This window comes from Jannaschia sp. Os4 (genome assembly GCF_016820245.1).
Lineage (GTDB): Bacteria > Pseudomonadota > Alphaproteobacteria > Rhodobacterales > Rhodobacteraceae > Jannaschia.
Genome location: NZ_JAFCAR010000003.1, coordinates 129,295 through 154,039 on the forward strand (window position 1 = coordinate 129,295; position 24,745 = coordinate 154,039).

A 24,745-nucleotide genomic window follows, 5' to 3' on the forward strand; every position below is an offset into this window, starting at 1 on the left:
GCGCGTCAGCGGATGAGGCGGAACATCCCCGCCGCCGCCCAGCCCGCGAGGATCGCCAGCGCCAGCGACAGCAGGCCGTAGACCAGCGGGCGCTCGTGGGCGAGCACGTAGATGAACCGCTCCAGCCCGACCTTGCGCACGAAGATGTCGGTGGCGAACACGTCCACCACCCGGCCCCCGCGCGTGAGGAAGATGCGCGCCTCGTAGTTCCCCTCGGTCAGGGCCGAGGGCAGCGCGACCGTGGCCGAGAACAGGGTCTCATCGGTCAGGGTGACGCCCGCGTCGTCGCGGACATAGGCCCCCTCGTCGCGGCGGATGCGGATCAGGGCGTTCCGGAACGAGGCCGCGTCCTCCACCACGCTCGCGGCGCCCACGTCGCGGATCATGCGCGGCGTCGAGACGCGCCAGCGCTGGTCCGCGATGCGGGTCAGGGCCGTCTCCAGCGGGGCGGAGGACACCACCGCGTAGAAGGACGGGGCCGAGGACAGGCGCACCGCGTCGGCGTTCACCCAGATGCCGGCGCGGCGGGCCTTGCGGCGGACGACCACCGGCTCCTCGGGGCCGGCGACCGTGACGATCACCGCGAGCGGGGGGCCGCCGGGGGGCGCGTCGCGCTTGATCGCGCCGTAGATCAGGATCTCGGACCCGTCGAAGTTGGTGGAGATCGACACCCTGTCCTGGCTCAGCGCGGCGACGACCTCCTCCGCGCGGGCCGGGAGCGCGAGCAGGAGCAGGGCGAGCAGGAGCCGGATCAATGCCCCCCCTCCGGCCCGACGGAGTAGAGCTCCGACGGCATCAGCAGCAGGTCGAGGGCCAGCTTGCCGCAGACCGCCAGCACCAGCAGCGCGAGCAGGATGCGGAGCTGCTCGGCCTTCATCCTCACGCCGATCCGGGTGCCCACCTGCGCGCCGACCACGCCGCCCACGAGGAGGAGCAGCGCGAGCAGCATGTCGACCGTGTAGTTCGTCGTCGCGTGCAGCAGCGTGGCGAAGCCGGTGACGAAGATGATCTGGAACAGCGAGGTGCCGACCACGACCTTGGTGGGCATCCCCAGCAGGTAGATCATCGCGGGCACCATGATGAACCCGCCGCCCACGCCCATGATCGCGGCCAGCACGCCCACCAAGAGGCCGACCAGCAGCGGCGGGATGACCGAGATGTAGAGGCCGCTCGTGCGGAACTTCATCTTGAGGGGCAGGGCGTGGACCCAACCGCGCTGGCGGCGCACGGTGCGCGGGGCGGGGCCCTTCTGCCGCGCGCGGCGGATGGCGTTCAGGCTCTCGACGAACATCAGCCCGCCGATCACCCCGAGGAACAGCACGTAGGCGAGCTTGACCAGCAGGTCGACCTGCCCCGCCTCGCGCAGCCACGCGAAGACCTGAACCCCCGCCGCCGCGCCGACGAGGCCGCCGACCAGCAGCACGGTCCCCATCCTCAGGTCCACGGTCTTGCGCCTGAGATGGGCCAGCACGCCGGAGAAGGACGAGGCGACGATCTGGTTCGCCTCGGTCGCCACCGCCACGGCGGGCGGGATGCCGATCATGAACAGCAGCGGCGTCATCAGGAAGCCGCCGCCCACCCCGAACATTCCCGACAGCACGCCCACCATCCCGCCGAGCCCCAGCAGCAGGAAGGCGTTGACCGAGACCTCGGCGATGGGAAGGTAGATCTGCAAAGGGCGCCCCCGTTGGGTCCATTGGGCGCAGGACGGGGGCGGTGTCAAACGGACGGGACCACAGGTCCCACTTTACGTCGGCGGGGGTGCGGATGGACTACGTGATCGCGGGCGGTGGATCGGCGGGATGCGTGATGGCGGCCCGGCTGTCGGAGGACCCGTCCGTCTCGGTCACCTTGGTCGAGGCGGGGCGCGTCACCCGCGACCCCCGCCTGCGCCTGCCCGCCGGCCTGCCGGAGTCGATGCACGCGCGGCTGGCGGACTGGGACTTCGCCACCGTGCCGCAGCCGGGGCTGGACGGGCGCCGCATCCGCACGCCGCGGGGCCGCGCGCTGGGCGGGTCGTCGGCGATCAACGCGATGTGCTACGCGCGCGGGTCGCTGAAGGATTACGACGACTGGGGGCATGGCTGGTCCGGGGCCGAGGCGCTGCGCTGGTTCAAGGCGTCCGAAGGGTTCCGGGGTCCCGATGCGGACGGCGGAGGCCAGTGGCACGGCCATCACGGGCCGCTGACGGTCGAGCGGCCAGCAACCATCCACCGCGCGACGGAGCGGTTCTTCGACGGCGCGGCCCACACGGGCCACGCACGGGTGGAGGAGTTCTGCGCCGAGGGGCCGGACGGGTCGGGCCGCGACGGCGTCGGCCTCTTCGACCGCACCACGGACCGGGGACTGCGCGGGTCCGTGGACCGGGCCTACCTGCCCGCGGAGGTCCGGGCCCGCCCCAACCTGACCGTCCGCACGGGGGCGCAGGTCGCCCACGTGCTGATGGACGGGACGCGGGCCTGCGGGCTGCGGCTGCTCGACGGGACGGAGGTGCGGGCGCGCGAGACGGTGCTCTGCGCGGGGGCGATCGGCACGCCCCACCTTCTGATGCTGTCGGGGATTGGCCCGGCGGACCACCTGCGGGCCGCGGGCGTCACGGTCGCGCTGGACGCCCCCGGTGTGGGCGGCAACCTGCAGGACCACCTCGACGTCTCGCTGATGTTGCGGACGGTGGGGTCGGCGGCCTTCGGCTACGGTCCCGCGATGCTGCCGCAGGCGCTGCGGGGCGCGTGGGACTGGCTGCGCCACCGCCGCGGGCTGCTGGCCTCCAACCTCGCGGAGGGGCAGGGCTACGCCCGCTCGCGCGCGGGTCTGGACCGGCCCGACATCCAGTTCCACTTCCTGCCCGGCTTGGGCGAGGACCACGGCGCGACCCGCAACTGGGGCCGCGCGGGCGTCTCGCTCCACGCCTGCTGCCTCTACCCGCGCTCGACGGGGACGATCCGGCTGGCCTCGGCGGACCCGGCGGATGCGCCGCTCATCGACCCGCGCTACCTGTCGGACGAGGCCGACCTCGCCGTGCTCGTGGCGGGGGGCCGGATGGCGGCGGCGATCCTGTCGGCCCCGTCCTTCGACCCCGTGCGCGTCGGCTGGCACCGCGCCGCGCCGCCCGATCCCGAGGACAGGGCCGGGTGGGAGGCGCTGGTCCGCGCGCGGGCCGAGACGATCTACCACCCCGTCGGTACCGCCCGCATGGGCGCGCCGGGCGAGGGGGTGTGCGACGGGATGGGCGTGCTCCACGGGGCACGGGGGCTGCGCGTCGTGGACGCCTCGCTGATGCCGCGGATCGTGGGCGGGAACACCAACGCGCCGGTCGTGATGATGGCCGAGCGGATCGCGGCCGGGATGCGATCGGACGCCTGACGGCGTCCGACCGGCGGGGGCCAGCTCCCGCACCCCCGGGATAGTTCCGGCAGGAGGAAGGGGTCAGGCCCGGACCGCGTCGACCTCGACCTCGAACAGCATCTCCGGCTCGGCCAGCCCCGCGACGATCATCGTCGCGGCGGGGCGGATGTCGCCGAACACCTCACCCAGCACGGCGTAGACCTCGGGCACGAGCGTGCGGTCCGTGACGATGTAGCGGGCGCGGACCACGTCGCCCATCGCGAACCCGCCCTCCGCCAGCGCCCGCGCCACGGTGGCCAGCGCGTTGCGCGCCTGCGCCGCGACCCCATCGGGCATGGTCATGGTGGCGTAGTCGTAGCCCGTCGTGCCCGCGACCCACGCCCGGTCCCCCACGACCACCGCGCGGGCGTAGCCCGCCGTCGCCTCGAAGGGCGAGCCGGTGGAGATCAGGCGGCGGCTCACCGTTCCTTCACGTAGGGCTCGCCCCCCGCGCGCGGCGGGATGGCGCGGCCCACGAAGCCCGCGAGGATCACCACCGTCAGGATGTAGGGCAGGGCCTGCATGAACTGCGTCGGCACGTCGAAGCCGCCGATGTCGATGTTCTGGTAGCGGTTGCCCAGTGCCTCCAAGAGGCCGAACAGCAGGCAGGCCCCCAGCGCGTACCACGGGCGCCACTTGGCGAAGATCAGCGCGGCCAAGGCGATGAAGCCCCGCCCCGCTGACATGTCCTTGACGAAGCCCGCCCCCAGCGCCGTCGCCAGATGCGCCCCCGCGATCCCGCAGAGCAGGCCGCAGATCATCACCGCCGCATAGCGCAGGCCCACGACGCTGACCCCGGCGGTGTCCACGGCGGCCGGGTTCTCGCCCACCGCGCGCAGGCGCAGGCCGAAGCGGGTGCGGAACAGCACCCACCACGTGACCGGCACCGTGGCGAGCGCGAGGTAGACGAGGATCGAGTGCCCCGAGATCAGGTCCGCGTAGATCGGCCCGAGTACCGGCACGTCCGACAGCGCCCGCGCGAAGGGCAGGTCGATGTTCCCGAACCGCGCGTCGCCCGCCAGCGCGGGCGTCCGCCCGCCCAGCCCGAACCACGCCTCGCCGATCACGACGGTGATGCCCGCCGCGAGGAAGTTGATCGCCACGCCGGAGATCAGCTGGTTGCCCCGGAAGGTGATCGACGCGACCCCGTGGATCGCGGCCAGCACCATGCTCGCGCCGATGCCGGCCAGTAGCCCGATCCACGCGTTGCCCGTGGCGAAGGCCGCGCCCGCCGAGAAGAACGCGGCGGCCAGCATCTTCCCCTCCAGCCCGATGTCGAAGATGCCCGCCCGCTCGGAGAACAGCCCCGCGAGGCACGCCAGCAGCAGCGGCGTGGCGAGGCGCAGGCTGGAGTCGAGGATCTGGATGATCGTGGTCAGGTCCATGCCTCAGGGCTCCACCTTCGCGATGGGATCGTTGTCCGCGCCCTTGGGCGAGGTCGGCTCGGGCGGCGCGGGGCGGCGGCGGGCCGAGACGAAGACCTTCTCCAGCGGCATCCGCACCATGTTGTCGAGCGCGCCGGTGAACAGGATCACCAGCGCTTGGATCACGAGGATCAGCTCGCGCGAGACCGAGGGCATCTCGAACTGCAGCTCGCCGCCGCCTTGGTAGAGCGCCCCGAAGAGCAGCGCGGCGAGGAACACGCCGAACGGATGGCTCCGCCCCATCAGCGCGACGGCGATGCCCACGAAGCCCGCGCCCTGCACCGGGTCGATCACGAGCCGCTCCGCCTCGCCCAGCACGGCGTTGGTCGCCATCAGCCCGCACAGCCCGCCGGAGATCAGCATCGCGATCATCGTGATCCGCACGGGCGAGATGCCCGCGTAGATCGCCGCGGGCTCCGAATGGCCGAAGGCCCGGATCTCGTAGCCCAGCCGCGTCCGCCAGATCAGCACCCAGACGCCCACGCAGGCGAGGAGCGCGAGGAAGAACGACACGTTGAGCGGGGTGGAGCGGGACCAGCCCATCCAAGGGAACAGCGCGAAGGCGTTGGGCAGGTGCGTGGCCTCGGCGAAGCGCGCCGTCTCGGGCGAGCCGCCCGCGCCGGGCACGAGCAGCACGCGCGACAGAAGGTAGACCATCAGCGCGGCGGCGATGAAGTTGAACATGATCGTCGTGATGACGATGTGGCTGCCCCGCTTGGCCTGCAGGTAGGCTGGGATCGCGGCCCACGCCGCCCCGAACAGCGCGGCGGCCACCGTCGCGCCGACGAGCGCCAGCGACCAGTGCGGCCACGGCACGTAGAGCATCGCCAGCGCCACCCCGAGGCCGCCCAGCGCGGCCTGCCCCTCGCCGCCGATGTTGAACAGCCGTGCGTGGAACGCCACCGCGACGCCGAGGCCCGTGAACACGAAGTTCGTCGCGTAGAACAGCGTGTAGCCCCAGCCGTAGGCCGACCCGACTGCCCCGTTGACGAGGATCGTCATCGCCCTGACCGGGTCCTCGCCGATCATCCACACCACCAGCGCCGACAGGATCAGCGCCAGCAGCACGTTGATCAGCGGGATCACCGCGATGTCGACCCATTTGGGCAGGCCGTCGGTCATATGGGGCTCCCGTCGAATGGAGGCGGCGTCATCCCCGGGCGAAGATCTGGGGACCTCGCGGAGGAAGATCCTCGGGTCGGGCCCGAGGACGACGGAGCGCCGAGCGCCGGCATCACGCCGCCTCTCCCGCCATGCCCGCCATCAGCAGGCCCAGCTCCCCTTGGTCCGTCTCCGAGGGCAGCCGCTCGCCCATGATGCGCCCGTCGAACATCACCGCGATGCGGTCCGACAGCGCCATGATCTCGTCGAGCTCCACCGAGACCAGCAGGATCGCCTTCCCTTGGTCGCGCAGGGCGACGATCTGCTGGTGGATGAACTCGATCGCCCCGATGTCGACGCCCCGCGTCGGCTGCCCGATCAGCAGGAGGTCCGGGTTCCGCTCGATCTCGCGGGCGAGCACGATCTTCTGCTGGTTCCCGCCCGAGAAGCTCTTGGCGGCGAGCGTCGGGTCCGGCGGGCGGACGTCGAACCGCTCCATCTTGCCCGCGCAGTCGCGCTTCATCGCCGCGTGGTCCATCAGCGTGCCGCCGAAGTCCTTCTGGTAGCCGAAGGCCACGTTCTCCCACGCGCGGTAGTCCATGATCAGGCCCTCGCGCTGCCGGTCCTCCGGCACGTGCGCGATGCCCCGCGCGCGCCGCGTCTGCGCGTCCGAGGCGGAGCCGGTCAGGTCGATCTCGTGGCCCTTCACGCGGACCCGGCCGGTGGCCTTCTCGTAGCCGCCCAGCACCTCCAGCAACTCCGACTGCCCGTTCCCCGCCACGCCCGCGATGCCCAGCACCTCGCCCGCGCGGATGTCGAAGCTGACCCCCTTGAGGCGGTGGACCCCCTGCGCGTCCGTCACGTGGAGGTCGCGCACCTCGAGGATCACGTCCTTGGGCCGCGCGGGCGCCTTGTCGACGCGCAGCAGCACCTTGCGCCCCACCATCAGCTCGGCCAGCTCCTCGGGCGAGGTCTCGGCGGTCTTGACCGTGGCCGTCATCTCGCCGCGGCGCATCACCGAGACCGTGTCGGTGATCTCCATGATCTCGCGCAGCTTGTGGGTGATCAGGATGATCGTCTTGCCCTGGTCCCGCAGCCCCTTGAGGATGCGGAACAGGTGGTCCGCCTCGGCGGGCGTCAGCACGCCGGTCGGCTCGTCGAGGATCAGGATGTCCGCCTCGCGGTAGAGCGCCTTGAGGATCTCGACCCGCTGCTGGAGGCCCACGCCGATGTCCTCGATCACCGCGTCCGGGTCGACGTCCAGCTCGTACTCGTGCGCCAGCTCGGTCAGCAGCCTGCGCGCCTTGGCGAGCGACGGCTTGAGCATCGCCCCGTCCTCGGCGCCCAGCACGACGTTCTCCAGCACGGTGAAGTTCTCGACCAGCTTGAAGTGCTGGAACACCATCCCGATGCCCGCGTCGATCGCGGCCTGTGAATCGGGGATCTCGGTCTCGCGGCCGCCGATCAGCACGGTGCCGCGATCGGCCTTGTAGAAGCCGTAGAGGATCGACATCAGCGTCGACTTCCCCGCGCCGTTCTCGCCGATGATGCCGTGGATCGTGCCGCGCCTGACGGCGAGGTCGATGTCCTTGTTGGCCTGCACGGGGCCGAACGCCTTGGAGATGCCGCGCAGCTCGATGGCGAGGCCGGGGTCGCCGGGCGGGGGCGTGTGGGACGGGCCGGACGACGCCACGGTCACTCGCTCTCCACGAAGCCGGTCACGCGGGTCAGGCCGCCCTCGTCCGCCGACCCGACGAAGCGCAGCTCGGCGAAGGGCGCGCCCGCGCGGTCCAGCCGCGCGCGCACCATCGCCGTGCCGTGCGTGACGGCGGGCGACCCGAGCGGCAGCAGCGTCGCGTCGGGCAGGGCCTTGAGGAAGGTGTCGAGGAACTCCGCCATGCCCTCGACCCCGTCGAAGGGGGAGGGCGCGTGCGGATCCTCGTAGGTGAAGGAGGAGGCCGAGGCGGCCTCCTCCAGGATCGCGCGCCGGGCGCCCTCGTCGCTCTCGTTCCAAGCCGAGAGCAGCTTGGTCAGCAGGGCGCCCGCCTCCATCAGAGGTCCACCGGGCAGGTGTTGTCCGAAAGGAAGTCGTGCACCTCGATCTCGCCCGCGATGATGGCGGCCTTGGCCTCCTCGACGGCGGCGACCATCTCCTCGGTCACGAGGTCGGCGTTGTTGTCGTCCATCGCGAAGCCCACGCCCTCGTTCTCGAGGCCGAGCACCGAGATGCCGGTCTCCAGCTCGCCGTTCATGGCCTGCGAGAAGGTGTCGTAGACGGCGTTGTCGACCCGCTTGACCATCGAGGTCAGCACCTCGCCCGGGTGCAGGTAGTTCTGGTTGCTGTCGACGCCGATGGACAGGATGTCCTCGTCGGCGGCCGCCTGCAGCACGCCGATGCCCGTGCCGCCGGCGGCGGCGAACACCACGTCGGAGCCTTGGGAGATCTGCGAGCGGGTCAGCTCGGCGCCCTTCACGGGGTCGTTCCACGCCGAGGGCGTCGTGCCCGTCATGTTGACGATGACGTTGACGTCCGGGTTCACCGCCTTGGCGCCCTGCGCGTAGCCGCAGGCGAACTTGGAGATGAGCGGCACGTCCATGCCGCCGATGAACGACACGGTGCCCGACTCGGACGCCATCGCCGCCATCATCCCCACGAGGTAGGAGCCCTCGTGCTCGGAGAAGACGATCGACTTCACGTTGGGCTGGTCCACCACCATGTCGACGATCGCGAACTCGGTGTCCGGGTAGTCGGGTGCGACCGATTCCAGCGTCGAGGCGTTGGCGAAGCCCAGCACCACGATCGGGTTGGCGCCCCGCTCGGCCATGCGGCGCATGGTCTGCTCGCGCTGCGCCTCGTTGGCGAGCTCCGTCTCCATGTACTCGCCGCCGGTCTCCTCGACCCAGCGCTGCGCGCCGTTGTAGGCGGATTCGTTGAACGACTTGTCGAACTTGCCGCCCAGATCGATGATCAGGCCCGGCTGCGCGGCGTGTCCGTCGGCGGTGGCCATGCCGGCGGTCATCGCCAGCGCGGCGGCGCCGCCCAGAAGGGTGCGGATGGTCATGGAAACTCTCCCGGTTGCGGGCACCCTTGGCAGCGGGCGCCTCATGCGACCGACAACAGCGCAGGGCGGGGGGAAATGCAACCGGATGGCGCGCCCGCGCCGTGCCGTCACAGCGGCTTGCGGAAGGTCAGGGCGTCGACGCCCTCGTAGTAGCCCACGCGCCGACCGACCATGCGCCAGCCCGCCCCCTCGTAGAGCCGCCGGGCCGCGACGTTGGCGACCGACACCTCGAGGAACGCCTCCGTCGCGCCGCGCGCCCGCGCCTCCGCCTCGAACGCCGCGACCAGCCGCCGCCCGAGGCCATGCCGCCGCCCGGGCAGGGCCACCACCAGCGTCAGGAGCTCCGCCTCGTCGGCCACCACGCGCCCCAGCCCGAAGCCCCGCAGCGCCCCGCCCTCGGGGACGAAGAAGCAGGCAGGGTCGGAGAGCGCGCGGCCGAACGCTTCCGGCGACCACCTCGCGGGGCCGTCGAAGGCGTCGGCATGAAGCGCCGCGAGGGTCTCTGGCGTGACGGGGTCGCGCTCGTCTCTCATGGCGGAAGGTCCGGTCGGTCCGACCCCAACATGGCACGTGCACGGATTTTGGGCAGGGACAGGTTGTCGCAGGGTAAACCGGCGCCCGCGGGGCCGCCGCGGACCTACGCAAGCGGCGGCGCGGCGGGGCCGGACGCGGCGTCCGCCGGGCGCGCGTAGAGCGGCGCGGGACGCGGGCGGCCCGGCGCGGCCCGCGCGGCCGCGATGCGGGCGACGGACGGCGCCATCGCCGCCGCCTCGACCACCGGACCCGACGACCGCCCGTCCAGCAGGCCCGCCGCCGGGCCGAGCCGGGGCAGGCCGGCCCACCCCTCCGGCAGCGGGTCCCCGGGGCCCACGCGCGCGATGCGCCCGCCGCGCACGGCCAGCACGGCGCCGCGCGGCGCGGAGAGCGCCGCCACCACGTCGCCGCGCCCGTGGCCCAGCGCCTCCGCCGCGCCCACGCCCTCGGCGGGGATGCCCAAGCCCAGCGCCAAGCCGCGCGCGGCCGCCACCGCGATCCGCAGGCCCGTGAAGTTGCCCGGCCCGACCCCGACCCCGAGCGCCGACAGGTCCCGCCACCCGGCGCCGCCCTCGGCCAGCACCTCCTCCAGCAGCGGCATCAGCCGCTCGGCCTGGCCCTTCGCCATCGCCTCGACGCGGTGGACCACCACGCGGTCGCCCGACACGAGAGCGGCCGCGCAATGCGCGGCCGACGTGTCGAATCCCAGCGTGAGCACAGCGTCAGACCGCGACGGGCCGCACCTCCAGCACCTCGGGGATGTAGTGCCGCAGCAGGTTCTCGATCCCCATCTTCAGCGTCATCGTCGACGACGGGCAGCCCGCGCAGGCGCCCTTCATCTGCAGGTAGACCACGCCCCGCTCGTAGCCGTGGAAGGTGATGTCGCCGCCGTCCTGCGCCACCGCCGGGCGCACGCGAGTGTCGAGCAGCTCCTTGATCTGCCCCACCACCGGCGCGTCCTCGGCGTCGTGGTTGGCTTGGTGCTCGTCCTGCGCGGCGCCCTCCATGGCGGCCTCGCCGGACTGGAAGTGCTCCATGATCGCGCCCAGCACGGCGGGCTTCATGTGGTCCCACGCCCGCGCCTCGTCCTTCGTCACCGTCACGAAGTCGTGCCCGAGGAACACCCCCGTCACGCCCTCCACGGCGAACAGCCGCCGGGCGAGCGGCGACGCCGCGCCCGCGTCGGAGGACGGGAAGTCCGCCGTGCCGGTCTCCAGCACCGTCTGGCCGGGCAGGAACTTCAGCGTCGCCGGGTTCGGGGTCGTCTCGGTCTGGATGAACATCGCACGGGCTCCGGGGCAGGGCGGCCACCCTCCGACCGCGCCCCCGTCATGTGCGGACCGTCGGGCGCCGCGTCAAGATCTGGAACGGTTCTAAACTCCGCTCACCCGCATTGCAGGCGCACGATCGCCGCCGCCGGGTCGTCCGCCGCCGGCGGCGCGCGGCGCGTCCCGTGGACGACGCCCGCGTCGCGCAGCAGGTCCGACAGCGCCGCCCCGTTGAGCGCGCGGTCCGTCCGCCCCGCGCGCCCGTCCGCGCGGGGCAGGGTCACGCCCACCACCCGCGACCGGTCCCCCAGCAGCGGGGCGCCCAGCGACCGGTCCCCCGCCGCCACGTCGTGGCGCAGGAGCCCGCCGCCCCCGCTCACCCGCGTGACGCGGCCCGCGCGCAGGTCCGCCGAACCCGAGCGCGCGAACACCGCCTCGATCCGCTGCCCCTCGGACGCGCCGCGCACCGCCACCGGGAGCCACGCCTCCGACCGTCCCGGCAGCGAGAGCACCGCGACCCCCGCCTCCTCGTCGCGCAGCACCACGCGGGCCGCGCGGCCCTCCGCCGTGCGGACCTCGCCGCCGCAGCCCCGGAGCAGGGCCTCCGCCGCGACCACGTCCGTGGTGTTCACGTAGAACCCCGTCCCCACGCGCGCGCGCAGCGGCTCCGCCACGGGCTCCGGCTCCGGCTCGCGCAGGGGCGCGGCGGGCCCGTCGTCCCCCAAGGCCCGGTCCAGCGCCCGCTGCAGCAGCGTCTCCAGCGCCATCTCCACGAGATCCCGCCCGAGGTCGCCCGACGGCTCCGACCGGCGCGGCGGCAGGGACGGCCCCGCCTCCGGCGCCACGTCGTCCAGCAGCGCCGCGAGCGCGCCGCCCGGCTGCAGCTCCGCCGGCGGCACGTTGCGCCGCGAGAAGCTCCCCGCGATCACCCGCAGCCGCCCCCGGTTCGCGTCGTCCGACAGCACCACGTGCGTCGCCCAGCGCGCCCCGCTCCGGTCGGACCGCACGTAGGCGTGCCGCCCGCCCCGCATCTGCCCCGCCGTGATCAGCCGGTCCGCGCTCTGCGTCCGGTAGGTGTCGACCCCGGCCCGCGCGTCGGCCCGGAACTCGTCGTGCAGGGCCAGCGGCAGGTCCCGGTCGAGCCGGTAGAGGATCACCAGCCCCCCGTCCGGCGACACGTAGCGCAGCTCCCGGTCCGATTCCGTGACCCGCAGCAGGCCCTGCGGGAGCTGGTGGCCCAGCCGCTCCTCGTCGTGCCAGACCTGCACCCAGCCCGCGGCGTCGCGCTCGGCCTCCCAGCGCCGGACCAGCGCGCCGACCGCGCGCCACGTCGCCCGCCCGCCCCGCGCCTCGCGCGCGGCCCACCGCTCCAGCGCGCCCTGCGACCCGCGCCCCCACGCCCCGTCGATCAGCGCGACGTAGTCCCCCTCGAAGGCTAGCGCGGACTGCAGGTAGCGCTGCTCCACGTCCGACAGGCGGCGCGCGTCGAAGGCCGCGTCGAGCCGGATGGTCTGCGCGAGGGCCGGCCCCGCGAGCAGCAGCAGGACGGCGAGAAGTCGGATCGGCATGGCGGGTCTCCCGGTGTCGCCCGTCCAGACTGCGCCCCCGCGCGCCCGGATCAAGCCCGGCGGCCCGTCATCCGATGACCGCCGCCTCAGCAGATCGACTCCAGCTGCTCCTTGGACAGCGTCCCCGGCACGATCGTCACGGGCATCGGCAGCGCCCCCGCCTGCCGCGTCAGCGCCGTCACCAAGGGCCCCGGCCCCTTGCGATCCTCGGCCGCGCCCAGCACCAGCACCCCGATCTCCGGGTCCTCGCGCACCTGCGCGAGGATCTCCTCCACCGGCTCGCCCTCGCGGATCACCAGATGCGGGTCCAGCCCGTGCTTCGAGCGCATCCACTTCGCGAACACCTCGAAATGCGCGAGGATGCGCTCCCGCGCCTCCTCCCGCATGATGTCGCCCACGCCGATCCAGTGGTTGAACTCGTCCGGCGGGATCACCGACAGCACCTCCACCCCGCCCCCGGTCCGCTCCGCGCGGAGCGAGGCGAAGCGCATCGCGTTGAGGCATTCGCGGCTGTCGTCCAGCACCACGAGGAACTTTCGCATGGCACCCTCCCCGGTCCGAGCGGGACGTTGGCGGGGGCGGGGGCGGGGGGCAAGCCCTAGCTTGGCCGCACTCCTACTCCGCCTGCCCGGGACGATTTGCGATCACGTCGCGCGCACGGTCCAGCTCGGCCCATTCGACGGGATGGACGAGCCCCCAGTCGCGCGCCGATGGGGAAATATGACGCCGCACGAGGTTCATCTGCTCGTCCGACAGGGCGCCGCCCGCCAAGACCGTTGCCTTGAGGTCGGCGAATTGCGGGGGAAGGGGAAAGGGCGAACGGAGCGGATGGAACGGTACGCCGGCACGCACCGCCAATTCGTACATGACCTCAAGCGAAAGGATGCGAAGGCCCGGCAGGACCGTCCGCGTCAGCGTCCGGATCGGATCGTAGATCTCGCCGGGATTGGCGCGACCGCTCAACGCGGCCGCATCGCTCTCGTAGGTGCGGCGCATGTCCAACCCGGGCCGGGGCTCGAAGGTCCCGTCAATCAAGCCTTGCGCCTGATAGAGATCGATCTGCTCGGGATATCGGATCAACAGCGTCTCGAGCTCGTCCAAGGGCATTCCACCGATGGTGCCATGAACGCCGGGAAGCGCGATCTCCCTGCCGGGACCCGGTTTGATGGAGGACAGCGCGAAGGCTTGGCGAATTTCGTGCAGCGCCGTCAGCTGCACCACCGTTTCCGCCGTATCGTTGCCTATGGACGTATTGAATCCGAGGTTGCGGGTGTCCATCGGGTTGCCCGCCGCAACCACGGTGTCGAAGAGACCGATGAACCGGATGCGCACGTGACGCAGTGCCAGCGCGTTCAATGCATTCGCAAAGACCCGGGCCGCTGCCGCGCCACGCGAGAAACCGAAGACATCGACCCGCACCTCGCTGACCCGCCATGGATGCCCGGAGACCCGGAGGTAGTTTCGCAGACGCGTGAGGGCCTGATCTGCCTTGGCGTTGATCCCCCGTCCCCCGTAGCCGCTTCCACCTCCGATGTTCTCGTCCGCCTCCTTGCTCTCCGAACCGATGCCATCTTGGTAATCGCTGAAGAAGACCTCTGCGTCCCGATCATCGTTGTGCGCGCAGCCGATCCGATCCTCCGAGCCGAAATAATGACGTTCGAGGAGCGCGGGATGCGTCACGCTCGTGCCGTAGTTGCCCGTCGCCTCATCGCCCCGCGCCCGCAGGTCGAACCCAGTTTCTGCGTTGTCGCGGGAATTGAACGTGCCGTCGAAGAACACGCCGTAGTTGATGACGACGGCGGGACAGGTCTCGACGGCGGCATCGACATTCGCGCCCGACGCCCCGGACGCCGCCGCGAGGTCGCGCAAGTCGACATCCCACTCCGTCCCACCCATCAGTACTGCGTCTCGCGGCCCGGCGCGCAAGGCTCCCATCCGCCGACGACCTCCGCCAGTAGATCGGCGTCCACCCCGTCCGCCTCTCGCGGGCGCTGGACGTCCCGATACTGCGCGAACTGCGCGTCCGCGTCCGGGGTTCGCACGCCGCAGGCCCGATGAAGCAGGATGTGATCCGTCAAGGTCGGATCGCGAGCCAAGCGATCCGCGTAGGCCTCATCGTCCTCGACGAGCGCGTGGAAGAGGTCCTGCTTGCGACTCCAGACCGAGAGCCGCCCTTGGTAGGAGAAGGCGAACAGCAGTTCGACGGAGCCGTTCGCGAAGGCCGGCGCGCGATTGATCGGAGTCTGGTCGACGGGCAGGGCGAACTCCACCGCGTAGGTATCCCCGGTCGCGAACTCGCCCCAATCGATCCGGACGGAGATGCGCCCGTCCTGATCCGGCCTGTAATCCCGGGAGTAGACGGACCCGCCTCCGCCGAAGCCCGGTCGCAGACCCCCGTGCGCGCTGGCGCGGTAGATGCGGGTCCCGTCGACGTAGACGGCAGCGAAGACCGGCCAGCCCGTGGGGGTCACGTGCCCCAAGGATGCGACATCCGGCTCCCGCCCGCCCCCGACAGCGACGGACGCCGTGACCGCGAGCAGCGCGCTGCAAGCGGCGGCGAACAGCCTAGGACTTCGTCGCATGACGCCTGATCCAATCCATCCTATCTGCAGGTCGAGGGTATGCTCCGATGGCACCCAAATCAGCCTCCTTCAGCACTTGGCCATGGACCGCGAGATACCCGAGGCCCTCCAGTAGTGCCCGTTCGGAACGCAGGCCGATGGACGCAGGTCCCGTCGATGCCACTCTCGCGACATGCGAAATTGCGAACAGGGCGGCGGAGGGGGCGCCCCGTCCATCACCGGGCGCCGCAGCCGACCTGCGGCTCGCCCTGACGAAGCAGGGCATCGCGTGCTGGAGCTTCCGCCAGCGCCCAGCCCAGCAACGCGAGAATGCGGTCGTCCTCGACCGGGACCGCTTCGCCGCAAGTCTGGGCGAGGCGCGTTCCGGGGGGCGGATCGGGCGCCGGGGGATAGCTGTCCTCGTAGGTCATCGCATCGAGGTAGCCATGCGCTCCGACCCGCAGGAGCAGCGTTCCGAAGGCCTCGTCGCCGACCGGATTGCGGTGCAGGTCGCGCGGCTCGACGGCGATGGTCGCGGCGTAGGCTTGGCCGGTCGCCACCTCGTGCCACAGCAGGTCGAAGGTCACGGATCCATCGACTGGGCCGCGCGGACGCAGCGGCACGGAGCCCTGCCGCGTGTCCCATCCGCCCGATCGCACGACCGGGAGGTCCCCGAACGGCGCGAACGGCGCCGAGACGTCGCGCACGAAGACGACGACGGGCCAACGATCCGCCGCGACGATCTCGTACCGGATCGCCTCGGGCTCCGCCCGGCAGGCGCCGAGCCCGAGCACGACGCCCACGATCCAAAGCAGGCAGATCCGCATCATGGCTTCCCGAACGAAGGTGCTTCGAGCCAGTCGGGCACCCGCGCGCGAGGGTCCGCACGAGTCATCGAACGCACATCCTCATGCATGCGACAATGCGAAGCCGCCCCTCACCCCTCCGACAGCGCCCAATCCCAATACATCTCCCGCACCCGCCGCGTCACCGGCCCGACCTGATACGAGACGTCCTCGAACCCCGTGACCGGCGTCACCTTGGTGAAGTTCCCCGACAGGAACACCTCGTCCGCCGCCTCCACGTCCGCGAAGGTCACGACCGCCTCGCGCACCGGCACGCCCTCGCGGCGGAGGTTCTCCATGTGCCGCGCCCGCGTGATCCCCGCGAGGAACGTGCCGTTCGCCACCGGGGTCGTCACCTCGCCGTCCTTCACGAGGAACACGTTGGCCGTGGCCGACTCCGCCACGTTGCCCATCGCGTCCGCGCACAGCGCGTTGCCGAAGCCGCGCCTGCGCGCCTCCACCAGCATCCGCGCGTTGTTCGGATAGAGGCACCCCGCCTTCGCGTTGCACACCGCGTCCTCCAGCACGGGCCGCCGGAACGACGTCCGCCCCAGCGTCGTCGTCGCCTCCGGCCCCGGCATCGCCACCTCCTCCAAGGCGATGGCGAAGCCCGTCTCCTCCTCCGACGGCGCCACGCCGAGGTCGCTGCCGTGGATCGCCCAGTACATCGGGCGCACGTAGATCGCCGAGCCCTCCGCGAACCCGTCCAGCCCCTCGCGCACCATCTCGACCATGGCCTCGGGCGTCACGGTGGGCCGGATCATCAGCGCCTCCGCGGAAGCGTTCACCCGCGCGCAATGCTTGTCGAGGTCGGGCACCACCCCCTCGAACCGCCGTGCGCCGTCGAACACGCTCGACCCCTGCCAGATGCCGTGGTCCGAGCCGCGCATCACGGCCACGTCGCCCTCGTGCCACGTGCCGTCGAACCAAGTGCGTATCATGCCGCCGAACGCCATGCGCCCCTCCCGTGGTGCCGCCTCGCCGGGGACGGTAGGACGGGGCCGGGCCGAGGGCCACCCGCCCCCGCGCGGACCTGTGGCGGAACGTCGCAGGACATGGGGTGTCCCGCGCGCCCGACATAGGAACCGGAGGCGCCATGCCAGATCCGCACCGCCCCGCCGACGCCGAGAGCCGCGGGACCGCCGCCGCGATCCTGCGCGGGGCGACCACCTGCGCCCTTGCCACGCTGCGCGACGGCGCGCCGTCCCTCGCCCGCGTGGCCTGCGCGTGGGTCGAGGGGCAGGGGCTGTGCCTGATCCTGTCCGACCTGTCGGATCACACGAGGGACCTGTCGTCCGACACATCCCTCGCCGTGCTCGTCGGCGACCCGGAGGACCGGGGCGACCCGCTCACCCACGCCCGCCTCACGCTGCACGGGCGGGCCGAGCGCATCGACAAGGCCGCCCACCGCGCCGCCGTGCTCGCCGCCCGCCCCAAGGCGGCGCTGTGGTACGACTTCGCCGACTTCGGCCTCTACCGCGTCGCCCCCGCGGGCGCGCTCCTCAACGCGGGGTTCGGGCGCGCCCACCGCCTGACGCCCGCGGACCTCCCGTGAAGGCGGCGATCGTCCTCGGCGCAGCCGTCTGGCCCGACGGCCCGTCCCCCACGCTCCGCCGCCGCACCGAGGCGGGCGTGGCCGCCCTCCGCCACGGGGCGGACGTGCTGATCCTGACCGGCGGCCTCGGGCGCCACCCCCCGGCCGAGGCCGAGGCGGCCCGGACCCTCGCCCTCGCCCTCGGCGCGCCGGAAGGCCGCCTCCGCACGGAGACGGCCTCGACGGACACGCTCGGCAACCTCGCCGGGGCGATCCCGCTCCTGCCCGAGGGCACCGCGCGGACGCTGATCGTCACCAACCGCTGGCACGTGCCGCGCGCGCTGGCGATCGCCCGGCTGATCGGCCTGCCCGGACCGGCCGCGTGGCCGGTGGCGGGGGACCTGCCGCCCCCCGCCCTCGCCCGCGCCGCCGCCCGCGAGCTCGCCGCGCTCCCGCACAGCGCGTGGCGCGCCTTCAGGTGGGCGCGTCGCAGCGGGCGGTGACGAACACCTTGCCCTTCGCCGCCTCGGGCCACGTGATCCGCACCTGCTGCCCGCCGTTCACCCCGGCGAAGGCGTAGGGGCTGCCCCACACGGCCCGGTTCGACCCGTTCCGCACGATCCCCTCGGCCTGGACCGCCGACACGACCCGCGCGTCCGACCCGAAGGGGAGGTGCTTGGCGAGGTCCAGCGTCCACTGCGTCTGCGCGCTGTTCTCGACCAAGGGCGCGGTGATCGGGTTCTGGACCTGGTCGCGCACCCCGTGAAACGTGTTGCCCCAGACGTTCACGTCCACGAACCGGCCCGCGTCCAGCGTCCCGTGGGTCGTGTCGACCCCGTCCACCCGGTCCAGCGCCTGCCCCTTGATCGTCTTGAACGTGTTGCCCGTGATCGTGACGCCGTTGACATAGTGCCCCGCGCCGAACGGCTTGATCCGGATCGGCGTGAACGCCCGCGACACCGACGAGGAGAAGATGATGTTGCCGACGATCATCAGCCCCCCGAAGGACAGCTCCGACTGGAAGTCCGGGTCGCCGTCGTGCTCGTTGGTCCACTCGATGGTGCAGTTGTCGACGTAGTTGCCCGAGAAGACCGACTTCGCCTGCGGGTTGGTGAAGGCGATCCCCGCCGTCCGCACCGTCGTCCCGTCGCCTTGGAAGAAGTGGTTGCCGGTCACGATGTGCCCCGACCCATGCATCACCGCCCAATGCAGGAACTTCACCGCGCGGTTGTTGCGGATCTTCGCATCGTTCTTGTTGACGTTGAAGCCGATGGTGTGCCGCTGCGACACGTCCTTCGACTGCTCCGAGGACAGGAACTGGCACCGGTCGATCAGCAGCCCTTGGCACCCGTCCGCGTGGGACGTGATCCCCCGGTCCTTCGGCCCCGTGAAGTAGCAGTCCTTCACGTGGAAGATCAGCCCGACCTGCGGCAGCAGGACGCCCGACCCCTGGTCCGCGCACAGGAACTCGATGTCCTGCAGCGTGAACCGCTGGAGGTTCGAGAAGCCCGAGAAGTCGAGCGCGTACTTGAACCGCCGGAACGTGTAGGTCTGCCGCGCCTTCGCGCCCCAGAGCGGCTGGGACAGGAACACCGTCCCGCTGCCGTTCTTGCCCTTCACGTAGACCTCGCGGCCCACGCCCTGCCCGGCGGTCACGAGGCTGCCCACCGGGATCGACGAGACGTTGGGCACGTTGAGCAGCCGGTCCGGCGTGTCGGGGTCGAAGTCGCAGGCCGCCGTCGCGACCGTGTCGGTCCACGCGGGCGACGGGACCATGTGGATCTGCCCGTTGCGGATCTTGCGCTGGTTGGCGCTGCTGGTCCGGTCGTGGACCGCGGCCTGCACGTCCAAGGGCTCGGTCAGCTCGACCCGCCGCCCCGCCATGTCCAGCGTGTCGTGGTCCGAGAAGTCGAACAGCGCCTGGATCGCGCGCCGGAACCCCTCCTGCTCGTCGCCGAACGCGTCGATGTAGGTCGGCAGGTCGAAGTTCTTCACGAGGCTCAGACGCCGCGAGCGGGGCATCGTCACCGTCCCCTCGAAGCGGATGCGCGTCGAGATCGAGTGGTCCCGCGTCAGCCGGTAGGTGCCCTCGCCCACGAGGATCGCGCGCGTCCCCGCCGCCGCCTCGGCGGCGTCGAACGCGTCCGAGTCGTCCGTCTGCCCGTCGCCCACGGCGCCGTAGTCGCGCACGTCGACCCAGTCCATGATCCCGCGCAGGAACGCGCCCGTGACGTCCTCCACGCGGATGTCGTCGATCCGCACGACGCCCCCCGCCGGACCCGTCAGGTCGAGGCCGACATGCGCGTAGCGCACGCGCGAGTCCCAGCCGACGTCGATGCCGTCGCGGGTGCCGATGGCCACCACGCCCGAGACCTCGACGACCTCGCCATAGGCGGTCAGGGGGGTCACCGGCCCCGTCGAGGGCAGGCCGCCCACCACGCCGCCCCCGGCCGCCGGCGTCGCCGCGATGCGCACGCCCGGCAGCGAGCCCGCGATGGCCTTCACCCGCGCCGTCACCCGCAGGAAGCGGCCCGGCGCCACGTCCGTGCGGCCCATCCACCGGACCCGCTGCACCGACCCGGTCTTGAGCACCTCCAAGCAGCCGCCGAAGTCCTGGTCGGCGGGCACGAAGGCCGCCGTGGCCAGCGTGGCGTAGGTGTCCGTCCCCGCCGTGCCGTCCGTCCGCGACCAGACGTTCAGCCCGTCCGCGAAGGCCGGCGGGTCGAGATCCTGTCCGATGGTGTCCGTCATGTCGTGCCCCCGAAAATGCGCGAGGGCCGCCCGAGGCGCGCCCACGCCCCGACCGGCCCTCCATCCGTCGACACCCCCCGCCCGGACCGCACGACCGGTCGGGGATGCCGAGGGATGGGTGTCCCGGTGAGCAGTTAACGAATGGTTACTTCGCGGCGCGGGGCGCGACGGGCACCGCGATCGTACGGCCCCGTAGGGTGGGCGGAAGCCCACGCGTCCCCGGATTGGTTAACGAATCCTCTAGCCGCAGCGCGGCAATCCCGCCGCGCCAACCCTTTGCACGGCGTCCTTCGGTTAACCTTCCGTCTAGCCGCGCCGCGGCATCGGCGCGGTCAGGCCCCCACGTCGGGCAGCTCGACCACCTGCACGCCGCCGATCTTCCACCCGGCGGGCGTCTCCACCATCCGGTAGAGCAGCCGGTGCCGCGCGCCCGATTCGTCCACGATGTCGACCACCTGCCCCCAGTCCGGCCCCACCGCCTCCGAGCGCCCGAACTCCACCTCCGCCGGGCGGTGCACCATCGGATAGCCCTGCCGGACCATGCGCCCGAAGTTCTCCGGGTCGCGGAAGAACGCCGCGATGCCGGGGCTCGCGTAGGTGAAGGCCGTGGCGAAGTCGTCGGCCCGGAACGCCTCGATCTGCGAGCCGATCACGTCCTGCACCGCCTGCGGGTCCGCCGCCGCGATCCCCGGCGCCACGACCAGCGCCGCAATCCATCCCATCCGCGTCATCGTCACCTCCATCGCTGAGAGGGACGATAGCGCGGACGCCGCCGCCTACGACTGCACCAAATCGCCGCGCAGCGCCGCGTCGATCAATTCCACCGTGTTCTCAAGGCCATAGAGCGCCACGAACCCCCCGAAGCGCGGCCCCTGATCCGCGCCCAGCAGCACCTGATACAGCGCCTTGAACCAGTCGCGCAGCGGCTCGAACCGCTCCCGCCCCACGGCGAAAACCTCGCCCTGCAACGCCTCCGCGTCGACCGGCCCGTCCCAAGCCGCGAGCCGCGCCCGCAGATCCTCCAGCGCCTCCCGCTCCAGATCGGTGGGCGCGCGGAACACCTTGTTCGGCTTGATGTAATCCCGGTAGTAGCGCACCGCCCCTTCGGCCGCCGCGTGCATCTGCGGGTTGCCCTCGGGGCTGGCCTCCGGCGCGTACCGCCCGATGAATCCCCACAGCGTGTCCACGTCCTCGGCCCCCGAGACCGAGGCGAGGTTCAAGAGCATCGAGAACGGCACCACCATGTCCGACTGCGGGACGTCCCCCCCGTGGACGTGCCACACCGGGTTCGCCAGCCGCTTCGCCGGATCGTCCGCCTCGTGATAGGCGCGCAGCTGTTGGTGATACTCGTCGACCATCTTCGGGATCACGTCCCACCACAGCCGCTTGGCCGTCTTGGGCTTGAGGAACATGAAGTAGGCGAGCGACTCGGACGACGCGTAGGTCAGCCACTCGTCGATCGTCAGCCCGTTGCCCTTGGACTTGCTGATCTTCTCGCCGTCGGAGTCGAGGAACAGCTCGTACATGTAGGTGACGGGCGGCTTCACCCCCAGCGTCCGGCAGATGTTGGAATAGACCGGGAAGTTGGTCGAGTGGTCCTTGCCCGACATCTCGAAGTCCACGCACAGCGCCGCCCACCGCGCCCCGAAGTCGGGCTTCCACTGCAGCTTCACGTTCCCGCCGGTGACGGGCAGCGTCCACTCCTTCCCGTCCTCGTCCTCGAAGGTCACGGTGTGGTTCGTCCCGTCCACGCGCTTCATCGGCACGTAGAGCACGCGCCCCGTCTCCGGATGGATCGGCAGGAAGATGGAGTAGGTCGCCCGCCGCTCGTCGCGCAGCGTCTTGAGCATGATCGCCATCAGGTCGTCGTAGCGCTCGGCGGCCCGCTTCAGAACCTCGTCGAACCGGCCCGAGCGGTAGAACTCCGTGGCCGAGATGAACTCGTACTCGAAGCCGAACGTGTCGAGGAAGCGGCGCAGCATCGCGTTGTTGTGGTGGCCGAAGCTCTCGTGCGTCCCGAACGGGTCGGGCACCTCGGTCAGCGGGCGCTGGAGGTTCGCCTCCAGCATCTCCCGCTCCGGCAGGCCGTCCGGCACCTTCCGCATCCCGTCGAGGTCGTCCGAGAACACCACCAGCCGCGTGGGCCGGTCCGACAGCACCTCGAAGGCGCGGCGCACCATCGTCGTGCGCGCCACCTCGCCGAACGTCCCGATATGCGGCAGGCCCGACGGCCCGTAGCCCGTCTCGAACAGCACCTCGCCGTCCCCGCGCTCCAAGAGCTTGCGCGCCTCCTCGAAGGGCCACGCCTTGCTCGCCATCGCCGCGTCGCGCATCTCGCTCATGCCGTCCTCCGATCAGGCCCGCGCACCTATTGCGAGGGGGGCGCGCGATCAATAGGTCCGGCCCCATGTCAGACGACGCCCCCGCCTCCGACACCCTCGCCGCGCTCTCGCCGCAGGACGCGCTGCTCGCGCTGATGATCACCGTCTCCGTCTCGGACGCGACGATCCGCCCGACCGAGCTGCTGACGATCGAGCGCCTCGTCGCCACCGCCCGCGCCTTCGAGGGCTACGACGCCGACCGGATGCAGGACGTCAGCCGCATCGTCTTCGACCTGCTGGAGGAGGAGGACGGCATCGACGTGATCGTCGCGCTCGTGCGCGACACCCTCCCGGAGAACCGGCACGAGACGGCCTACGCGCTGGCCTGCGACGTGGCCGCCGCCGACGGCGACGTCCGCCAGTCGGAGCTGCGCCTGCTGCAGGAGTTGCGCCACGAGCTCGCGCTCGATGCGCTCGCGGCGGCGGCCATCGAGCGCGGCGCGCGGGCGCGGCACCTGCCGGTCTGACCCGCGCATGACGCTGTCGCTCGCCACGGTCATCGCCACCCGCCACCGCCCCGACGTCCTCCGCCTCGCGCTGCCGCTGCACCTGTCGCAGTCGCGGCTGCCCGCCCGCATCCTCGTCGTGGATTCCTCCGACGATCCCGGCCCCACCGCCGAGGCGGTCGCCGAGGCCACCCGCGGCGCGCCGGTCCCGGTCGAGGTGATGCGCACCGCCGCCGGGACCGCGTTCCAGCGCAACCGGGGCGTCGAGGCCGTGTCCGAGGACGTGGTCTTCCTGCCAGACGACGACAGCCTGCTGCACCCCGGCGCAGTCGAGGCGATCATGCGGTGCTACGAGGCCGACCCCGAGGGCCGCGCCATCGGCGCGGTCTGCGGGGCCGAGACGCCGGCCTATCCCGGCGAGGCCGCGCCCGCGACCTACCGGCGCAAGCGGGGCGAGGGGCTGCGGCAGGCGACCGGGCGGCTGCGCACGCGGCTGGAGGACCGGCTCGTGCCGCAGGCGGCCAAGGCGCTCGCCCGCGCGCTCTGGGCCGACCGCCCCGCGCCGCCGGCGGGCGTCCGGGTGGAATGGGCGCCGGGCTTCCGCCTGTCGGGCCGCCGCGACGCGCTGCTGGCCCACCCGTTCGAGGAGCGGCTGGGCCGCTACGCCTTGGGCGAGGACGTGGACTTCTGCCTGCGTCTGCAGGCGGCGGGGCTGGACCTCGTCGCGGCGCCCGAGGCGCTGATCCACCATCATCGCGCGCCGGGCAGGCGCGACGACGGCGTGGCGCTGGGTGCCATCGACACGCTGCACTCGGGCTACATCCCGCTCCGGGCCTACCATGCCGCCAAGGCGGCGGGACGTCCGGTCCCCGACGGGTTCGCGCGCACGATCCGCCGCTGGGCGGCGATGCGGGCGGCGCAGCTGCGGATCGGCGCCCGCGACGCGCATGGGCGCGACCGGGCGCGGGGCGCGGCGCGCGGGCGCGACGCGCTGGGCACGCTCCTCGCGGCGGACGCCGCCGCGCTGGACGAGACGTATCTGCGCCTGCGCGGCGAGGTGCTGGGGACGGGCTAGCCCGCGCGCAGGAAGACCGGCGCCTCCGGGGTGGAGCGATCCGCCTGCCACGCGTAGCCGCCCGCGTCGAAGCCGCGCAGGTCGTCGGGCCCCTCGATCCCGTGCTCCATGACGAAGCGCGCCATCGCGCCCCGCGCGGTCTTGGCGTGGAAGGAGATCGTCTTGGGGCCGTCGGGCCGGTCCTCGAGGAAGACCGGCGTGACCACGGGCAGGCGCAGCGCCTCCCGGTCCACGGCGCCGAAATACTCTTGGCTCGCGCAGTTCAGCAGGTGGGTGGCCCCCGCCTCGGCCGCGTCCTCGTTCAGCCGGGCGGAGATCCTGTCGCCCCACCACGCGTAGAGGTCGCGGCCCCGCGGGTTGGCGAGCCGCGACCCCATCTCCAGCCGGTAGGCCCGGATCGCGTCGCGGGGGCGCAGCAGGCCGTAGAGGCCCGACAGGATGCGCAGGCGGGCGTCGGCACGGCGCACGGCGTCCGCGTCGAGGGTCTTGGCGTCGAGCCCCACGTAGGTGTCGCCCGCGAAGGCCCACGCGGCGGGCTTGGACGGCGCGTCGTCCCAGTCGCGGAAACGTCCGTGGTTGAGCGCGGCCAGCTTGTCGGAGATGCCCATGAGCCGGGCGAGGCCGTCGGCCGTCAGGTCCGCCGCCACGGCGCGCAGGGCGTCCGCCTCGGCGGCCATGCGGGGCGCGGTGGGGTCCACCTCGACCGCGTCCATGTCCATCTTCTTCGCGGGCGAGATCACTGTCAGCATCGCGCGTTCCCCCTCCGGGCCCCTCGTCGGGCGCGGGTCTAGGACGGCGCGCGGGCGGGGGC

General features: G+C 72.3%; 26 protein-coding genes. 5 read left to right on the forward strand and 21 right to left on the reverse strand.

The window, feature by feature from the left end; genetic code table 11:
- Positions 1 to 5: 5 nt before the first annotated feature.
- Complete coding sequence (locus JQC91_RS05640) at positions 6 to 755, reverse strand: TIGR02186 family protein (protein WP_203285840.1); 750 nt, start codon at positions 753 to 755, stop codon at positions 6 to 8.
- Positions 752 to 1,675, reverse strand: coding sequence for a sulfite exporter TauE/SafE family protein (locus tag JQC91_RS05645; protein WP_203285841.1), 924 nt, complete (start codon positions 1,673 to 1,675; stop codon positions 752 to 754). Before JQC91_RS05645 ends, JQC91_RS05640 begins: the two co-directional genes overlap by 4 nt.
- Positions 1,676 to 1,767: 92 nt before the next feature.
- On the opposite strand from JQC91_RS05645, the gene JQC91_RS05650 reads away from it, so the two are divergent.
- Positions 1,768 to 3,363, forward strand: coding sequence for a GMC family oxidoreductase N-terminal domain-containing protein (locus JQC91_RS05650; protein WP_203285842.1), 1,596 nt, complete (start codon positions 1,768 to 1,770; stop codon positions 3,361 to 3,363).
- A 63-nt stretch (positions 3,364 to 3,426) separates the two neighbouring features.
- On the opposite strand, the gene JQC91_RS05655 is transcribed toward JQC91_RS05650, so the two are convergent.
- The 15 genes from JQC91_RS05655 to JQC91_RS05725 form a co-directional block, all read right to left on the reverse strand.
- Positions 3,427 to 3,807 carry a RidA family protein gene (locus JQC91_RS05655; protein ID WP_203285843.1) on the reverse strand — a complete coding sequence of 127 codons (381 nt, stop codon included), beginning with the start codon at positions 3,805 to 3,807 and terminating at the stop codon, positions 3,427 to 3,429.
- Positions 3,804 to 4,769, reverse strand: a complete 966-nt coding sequence (locus JQC91_RS05660; RefSeq protein WP_203285844.1) for an ABC transporter permease — start codon at positions 4,767 to 4,769, stop codon at positions 3,804 to 3,806. The genes JQC91_RS05655 and JQC91_RS05660 overlap by 4 nt, the downstream gene beginning before the upstream one ends.
- 3 nt (positions 4,770 to 4,772) lie before the next feature.
- Positions 4,773 to 5,930, reverse strand: coding sequence for an ABC transporter permease (locus JQC91_RS05665; RefSeq protein WP_203285845.1), 1,158 nt, complete (start codon positions 5,928 to 5,930; stop codon positions 4,773 to 4,775).
- Positions 5,931 to 6,042: 112 nt separating this feature from the next.
- The gene (locus JQC91_RS05670; RefSeq protein ID WP_343069910.1) at positions 6,043 to 7,608 is read right to left on the reverse strand and encodes an ABC transporter ATP-binding protein; all 1,566 of its coding nucleotides are present in this window, start codon (positions 7,606 to 7,608) and stop codon (positions 6,043 to 6,045) included.
- Positions 7,605 to 7,961 (reverse strand): hypothetical protein, encoded by a 357-nt coding sequence (locus JQC91_RS05675; protein WP_203285846.1) that lies wholly within the window; start codon positions 7,959 to 7,961, stop codon positions 7,605 to 7,607. Before JQC91_RS05675 ends, JQC91_RS05670 begins: the two co-directional genes overlap by 4 nt.
- On the reverse strand, positions 7,961 to 8,971 hold the full coding sequence (locus JQC91_RS05680) for a BMP family ABC transporter substrate-binding protein (RefSeq protein ID WP_203285847.1): 1,011 nt from the start codon (positions 8,969 to 8,971) through the stop codon (positions 7,961 to 7,963). Before JQC91_RS05680 ends, JQC91_RS05675 begins: the two co-directional genes overlap by 1 nt.
- A gap of 107 nt (positions 8,972 to 9,078) precedes the next feature.
- Positions 9,079 to 9,504 carry a GNAT family N-acetyltransferase gene (locus tag JQC91_RS05685; RefSeq protein ID WP_203285848.1) on the reverse strand — a complete coding sequence of 142 codons (426 nt, stop codon included), beginning with the start codon at positions 9,502 to 9,504 and terminating at the stop codon, positions 9,079 to 9,081.
- 104 nt (positions 9,505 to 9,608) lie between these two features.
- Complete coding sequence (gene tsaB / locus JQC91_RS05690; RefSeq protein ID WP_203285849.1) at positions 9,609 to 10,223, reverse strand: tRNA (adenosine(37)-N6)-threonylcarbamoyltransferase complex dimerization subunit type 1 TsaB; 615 nt, start codon at positions 10,221 to 10,223, stop codon at positions 9,609 to 9,611.
- Between the two features lie 4 nt (positions 10,224 to 10,227).
- Positions 10,228 to 10,788 (reverse strand): NifU family protein, encoded by a 561-nt coding sequence (locus tag JQC91_RS05695; RefSeq protein WP_203285850.1) that lies wholly within the window; start codon positions 10,786 to 10,788, stop codon positions 10,228 to 10,230.
- 101 nt (positions 10,789 to 10,889) lie between these two features.
- The gene (locus JQC91_RS05700) at positions 10,890 to 12,341 is read right to left on the reverse strand and encodes a serine protease (RefSeq protein WP_203285851.1); all 1,452 of its coding nucleotides are present in this window, start codon (positions 12,339 to 12,341) and stop codon (positions 10,890 to 10,892) included.
- An 86-nt stretch (positions 12,342 to 12,427) separates the two neighbouring features.
- A complete protein-coding gene (locus tag JQC91_RS05705) occupies positions 12,428 to 12,883 on the reverse strand; it encodes a universal stress protein (RefSeq protein WP_203285852.1) in 456 nt (151 codons plus the stop codon).
- A 73-nt stretch (positions 12,884 to 12,956) separates the two neighbouring features.
- Positions 12,957 to 14,210 carry a DUF2235 domain-containing protein gene (locus tag JQC91_RS05710; RefSeq protein ID WP_203285853.1) on the reverse strand — a complete coding sequence of 418 codons (1,254 nt, stop codon included), beginning with the start codon at positions 14,208 to 14,210 and terminating at the stop codon, positions 12,957 to 12,959.
- Between the two features lie 26 nt (positions 14,211 to 14,236).
- The gene (locus tag JQC91_RS05715) at positions 14,237 to 14,821 is read right to left on the reverse strand and encodes a hypothetical protein (protein WP_203285854.1); all 585 of its coding nucleotides are present in this window, start codon (positions 14,819 to 14,821) and stop codon (positions 14,237 to 14,239) included.
- A gap of 317 nt (positions 14,822 to 15,138) precedes the next feature.
- Positions 15,139 to 15,732, reverse strand: a complete 594-nt coding sequence (locus JQC91_RS05720) for a hypothetical protein (protein WP_203285855.1) — start codon at positions 15,730 to 15,732, stop codon at positions 15,139 to 15,141.
- Positions 15,733 to 15,839: 107 nt separating this feature from the next.
- Complete coding sequence (locus JQC91_RS05725) at positions 15,840 to 16,703, reverse strand: branched-chain amino acid aminotransferase (protein ID WP_203285856.1); 864 nt, start codon at positions 16,701 to 16,703, stop codon at positions 15,840 to 15,842.
- 140 nt (positions 16,704 to 16,843) lie between these two features.
- On the opposite strand from JQC91_RS05725, the gene JQC91_RS05730 reads away from it, so the two are divergent.
- Both JQC91_RS05730 and JQC91_RS05735 read left to right on the forward strand, forming a co-directional pair.
- Positions 16,844 to 17,302, forward strand: a complete 459-nt coding sequence (locus tag JQC91_RS05730) for a pyridoxamine 5'-phosphate oxidase family protein (protein ID WP_203285857.1) — start codon at positions 16,844 to 16,846, stop codon at positions 17,300 to 17,302.
- Entirely contained in the window at positions 17,299 to 17,784 is a 486-nt protein-coding gene (locus JQC91_RS05735; protein WP_203285858.1) for a YdcF family protein, read from the forward strand. Before JQC91_RS05730 ends, JQC91_RS05735 begins: the two co-directional genes overlap by 4 nt.
- On the opposite strand, the gene JQC91_RS05740 is transcribed toward JQC91_RS05735, so the two are convergent.
- From JQC91_RS05740 to JQC91_RS05750, 3 genes are all read right to left on the reverse strand, one after another.
- Positions 17,756 to 20,032 (reverse strand): glycosyl hydrolase family 28-related protein, encoded by a 2,277-nt coding sequence (locus tag JQC91_RS05740; RefSeq protein ID WP_203285859.1) that lies wholly within the window; start codon positions 20,030 to 20,032, stop codon positions 17,756 to 17,758. The genes JQC91_RS05735 and JQC91_RS05740 overlap by 29 nt on opposite strands.
- 332 nt (positions 20,033 to 20,364) lie before the next feature.
- Positions 20,365 to 20,763 (reverse strand): DUF4864 domain-containing protein, encoded by a 399-nt coding sequence (locus tag JQC91_RS05745; protein WP_203285860.1) that lies wholly within the window; start codon positions 20,761 to 20,763, stop codon positions 20,365 to 20,367.
- Positions 20,764 to 20,808: 45 nt separating this feature from the next.
- A complete protein-coding gene (locus JQC91_RS05750) occupies positions 20,809 to 22,374 on the reverse strand; it encodes a lysine--tRNA ligase (RefSeq protein WP_203285861.1) in 1,566 nt (521 codons plus the stop codon).
- Positions 22,375 to 22,439: 65 nt separating this feature from the next.
- Here JQC91_RS05750 and JQC91_RS05755 point away from each other — a divergent pair, with 65 nt between their 5' ends.
- Positions 22,440 to 22,880: a tellurite resistance TerB family protein gene (locus JQC91_RS05755; protein ID WP_203285862.1), complete on the forward strand. Its 441-nt coding sequence runs from the start codon at positions 22,440 to 22,442 to the stop codon at positions 22,878 to 22,880.
- A 7-nt stretch (positions 22,881 to 22,887) separates the two neighbouring features.
- Positions 22,888 to 23,934, forward strand: coding sequence for a glycosyltransferase (locus tag JQC91_RS05760; protein WP_203285863.1), 1,047 nt, complete (start codon positions 22,888 to 22,890; stop codon positions 23,932 to 23,934).
- Here JQC91_RS05760 and yaaA read toward each other — a convergent pair.
- Positions 23,931 to 24,683, reverse strand: a complete 753-nt coding sequence (gene yaaA / locus JQC91_RS05765) for a peroxide stress protein YaaA (RefSeq protein ID WP_203285864.1) — start codon at positions 24,681 to 24,683, stop codon at positions 23,931 to 23,933. The genes JQC91_RS05760 and yaaA overlap by 4 nt on opposite strands.
- Positions 24,684 to 24,745: the final 62 nt, after the last annotated feature.

What these genes read in the sequence shown, in the direction of transcription:
- JQC91_RS05695 (WP_203285850.1), bottom strand. Translation starts at nt 10,788, where the DNA reads ATGTTCATCCAGACCGAGACGACCCCGAACCCGGCGACGCTGAAGTTC.
- JQC91_RS05745 (WP_203285860.1), bottom strand. Translation starts at nt 20,763, where the DNA reads ATGACGCGGATGGGATGGATTGCGGCGCTGGTCGTGGCGCCGGGGATC.
- JQC91_RS05760 (WP_203285863.1), top strand. Translation starts at nt 22,888, where the DNA reads ATGACGCTGTCGCTCGCCACGGTCATCGCCACCCGCCACCGCCCCGAC.
- JQC91_RS05720 (WP_203285855.1), bottom strand. Translation starts at nt 15,732, where the DNA reads ATGATGCGGATCTGCCTGCTTTGGATCGTGGGCGTCGTGCTCGGGCTC.
- JQC91_RS05700 (WP_203285851.1), bottom strand. Translation starts at nt 12,341, where the DNA reads ATGCCGATCCGACTTCTCGCCGTCCTGCTGCTGCTCGCGGGGCCGGCC.
- JQC91_RS05730 (WP_203285857.1), top strand. Translation starts at nt 16,844, where the DNA reads ATGCCAGATCCGCACCGCCCCGCCGACGCCGAGAGCCGCGGGACCGCC.
- JQC91_RS05740 (WP_203285859.1), bottom strand. Translation starts at nt 20,032, where the DNA reads ATGACGGACACCATCGGACAGGATCTCGACCCGCCGGCCTTCGCGGAC.
- JQC91_RS05675 (WP_203285846.1), bottom strand. Translation starts at nt 7,961, where the DNA reads ATGGAGGCGGGCGCCCTGCTGACCAAGCTGCTCTCGGCTTGGAACGAG.
- JQC91_RS05680 (WP_203285847.1), bottom strand. Translation starts at nt 8,971, where the DNA reads ATGACCATCCGCACCCTTCTGGGCGGCGCCGCCGCGCTGGCGATGACC.
- yaaA (WP_203285864.1), bottom strand. Translation starts at nt 24,683, where the DNA reads ATGCTGACAGTGATCTCGCCCGCGAAGAAGATGGACATGGACGCGGTC.
- JQC91_RS05705 (WP_203285852.1), bottom strand. Translation starts at nt 12,883, where the DNA reads ATGCGAAAGTTCCTCGTGGTGCTGGACGACAGCCGCGAATGCCTCAAC.
- JQC91_RS05750 (WP_203285861.1), bottom strand. Translation starts at nt 22,374, where the DNA reads ATGAGCGAGATGCGCGACGCGGCGATGGCGAGCAAGGCGTGGCCCTTC.
- JQC91_RS05725 (WP_203285856.1), bottom strand. Translation starts at nt 16,703, where the DNA reads ATGGCGTTCGGCGGCATGATACGCACTTGGTTCGACGGCACGTGGCAC.
- JQC91_RS05755 (WP_203285862.1), top strand. Translation starts at nt 22,440, where the DNA reads ATGTCAGACGACGCCCCCGCCTCCGACACCCTCGCCGCGCTCTCGCCG.
- JQC91_RS05685 (WP_203285848.1), bottom strand. Translation starts at nt 9,504, where the DNA reads ATGAGAGACGAGCGCGACCCCGTCACGCCAGAGACCCTCGCGGCGCTT.
- JQC91_RS05665 (WP_203285845.1), bottom strand. Translation starts at nt 5,930, where the DNA reads ATGACCGACGGCCTGCCCAAATGGGTCGACATCGCGGTGATCCCGCTG.
- JQC91_RS05660 (WP_203285844.1), bottom strand. Translation starts at nt 4,769, where the DNA reads ATGGACCTGACCACGATCATCCAGATCCTCGACTCCAGCCTGCGCCTC.
- JQC91_RS05650 (WP_203285842.1), top strand. Translation starts at nt 1,768, where the DNA reads ATGGACTACGTGATCGCGGGCGGTGGATCGGCGGGATGCGTGATGGCG.